This window comes from Anabaena sp. WFMT, assembly GCF_051781005.1.
In the GTDB taxonomy this organism is placed as follows: domain Bacteria; phylum Cyanobacteriota; class Cyanobacteriia; order Cyanobacteriales; family Nostocaceae; genus Anabaena.
Genome location: NZ_JBPWOA010000003.1, coordinates 1 through 2,473 on the forward strand (window position 1 = coordinate 1; position 2,473 = coordinate 2,473).

The 2,473-nt window shown below is 41.4% G+C and carries 2 protein-coding genes; both read right to left on the minus strand.

Going from position 1 to position 2,473, the window contains the following annotated elements:
* Positions 1–111: 111 nt before the first annotated feature.
* Positions 112–606 (minus strand): hypothetical protein, encoded by a 495-nt coding sequence (locus tag ACSQ6I_RS03845; protein ID WP_438889005.1) that lies wholly within the window; start codon positions 604–606, stop codon positions 112–114.
* 95 nt (positions 607–701) lie between these two features.
* Positions 702–2,360 (minus strand): IS1182 family transposase, encoded by a 1,659-nt coding sequence (locus ACSQ6I_RS03850; protein WP_438889006.1) that lies wholly within the window; start codon positions 2,358–2,360, stop codon positions 702–704.
* Positions 2,361–2,473 lie beyond the last annotated feature (113 nt).

Here is a 2,473-nt window from a genome sequence, read left to right on the forward strand (position 1 = left end):
TAGAGATAGCGAAGACACTGTTGGCGAAATATTTCTTTACATTAAAAAACGATAAAAACCAATCAATTTGGAGAAATCATGGGTAACGTCTTGTAGCAGTTTTAACACCAGTTAGAAACTGTCAACCATAAGTTTTATTTCCTGAATAAATTGATTAAGTGCTTTCTGTGCTGTTTTAAAACCTGAAGCTTGCCGTCCCAACCTCAATTCAAATAAAATGCGCTCGCGTATTGCCTCAAAATCTATAACGTCATGCACAAAGGTAATGGCTGACCGCGCCTGAAGCTCTAAATTTTCTTTCTGAAGATTCTGTACTTGGATTTTAAGCTTTTCTATCTCCTGCTCATACCGTGTAATACTTGGTAATGGGTCAGAAAAAAGTGGTGCATTAGATGGGGTAATTTCTGAGATTTGCCGTGTAATACATGGTAAAATATTACTTGTAACTATTTCCTCTAGATAGTCAGCCCTGGTTAATCCCAAGCATTCGGAGGCGATACCTAATGCCTTCCAGGTATCATCTGTCAGTCTTAAAGAACGCACTTCACGATAGTCCGAGTTTTTAATCGCAAATTTACCTTGAATATCCCTTTTCATTTTTTTCATCGAGCATCATTACCATGTAATACACGGTAAGAGTAGAAAAAATTTCAGTGGTTGTCAACCGTGTATTACATGGTATAGTTGCATGGGCTTATTCTTTAAGCACCTTGAGGTTGCAATTGTTTAAAACGAGACGAGCGAGTCTGGGCAAGAGGTATTCCCACCAGCCAAGCGTCCAGTCGAACTAAATTAAGCGCACAAGCGATGAAAACGTGCATTAAGTGAGTTTTCTTTAAACCAATGTAACGAGAGCGACGTAATCCTGAGCGTCTTAGACCCTGTGAGTGTGTTGATTCTATACCTGCACGTTGGTTATAAGTTGCTTTCCATTCAGGAGTTTGTTGCTCTTGTCGTCGAGCTTGGAGTGCTATTTGTTGCTCTTTTGGCAGAAGACTCAACTCCCGTGGTTCGGTTTTTGATTTAGTGCAAGATGAACGTACTGGACAAGTTCTGCATATGGAACCATTAAACCGAACACGAATAAGAGGTTTGCCACTTATATCATGTCCTGCTAACCATTTGGTACTTTGGTGTCCTTGGGGACAAGTAACTTTCTCATGATCCCAATCTATTTGAAAATTAGAGCTATCAAATCCAAGTTGTGCCTTTGTTTGCCAACTGGGATCTAACCGCACTGGCCCAATAATTTCTACATCATATTTAGTCTTGCTACTTACTAAATTTTCCGAAGTGGGATAACCGCAATCCACAAGATGTTCTTTTGGTAACAACGATTTCTCTTCCAGTGATTCATGAATCGGTTCTATTGCTTGCTCATCAGTGATTGTGGATAATGTCGTGTGGACGTTGGTGATGAAACGGGGACTATGCTCATCACAAATCTCTGTCATGTGTACTTTGTAACCGACCCAATCGACGCTACGCTTGGAACTATAATGTGCTTCAACATCATGAGGTGAGTGAATCGCAATTGTGGATGGTGGCAAGTCTTTAACACTACGCCATTTTATTGACCCATCTGGCTCTGGAGTATAAAATTGCTGTACCCATATTTGACGCAGGATTTCAACTGCGGGTATTTGACGTAACCACTGTGGTGCTGTTGGTTCATAAATTGCGTCTAATAGCGCCAAACCGTCTACTCCAATTGTGCTTCCTAGAGCTTCTCTTTCAGAGTCGAGCTTTGGTAAACGATAGTTTTCTACACGACGACCATAGCGGTCAAACCAATCTGGTTGAATATTTATCGTCAACCACTCAGGTGCTGCGACTGCTAAACTATCAAGTGCAAAACGCATCCCTTCTCCCAATGTCTCCAATCTATTCAGAGTACGGATTGCAGCTAAAACATGAGTTGAGTCAGTACGCTGTCGCCGATGTGTTTTGAGTGTCCCAGATTCCCTTAATCGATGTAGCAATATATCCAGTAGTTTTTGCTCTGCGCCACCTGCTAGTAATCGCGTCCTAAATTCCGAAAGGATGGAATAGTCAAAGCCTGGGTCACTTAACGGGAGGCTCAACACATACTTCCAGTCAATATGTCCGCGTACTGCATTCGCCGCCTGTCTGTCAGATAAATTCTCCATAAATTGCATTATGCACACCAATGCTAACCGCCAAGGTGCATATGCTGGCTGCCCGTTTTCCGGAAATAGGTCGGCAAAAGCTTCCGAGTCAAAGATACTTCCTAAACTATCCCGAATGTTCATGTAAATATTTCCTTTTGGGAAAGATGCACGTGCCACCTCTACTGTTTGTTGAGGTATATCAGGGATATTTTGAGGATGTATCAACATGGTAGCAAATTACTTTTTCAACAGGATTTAATTATCCTATCGCTGCGAAAGCAACCAGATTTTTCATGCAATCTTACTTGCTAAAATTGTGAAGAAATATTTCGCCAACAGTG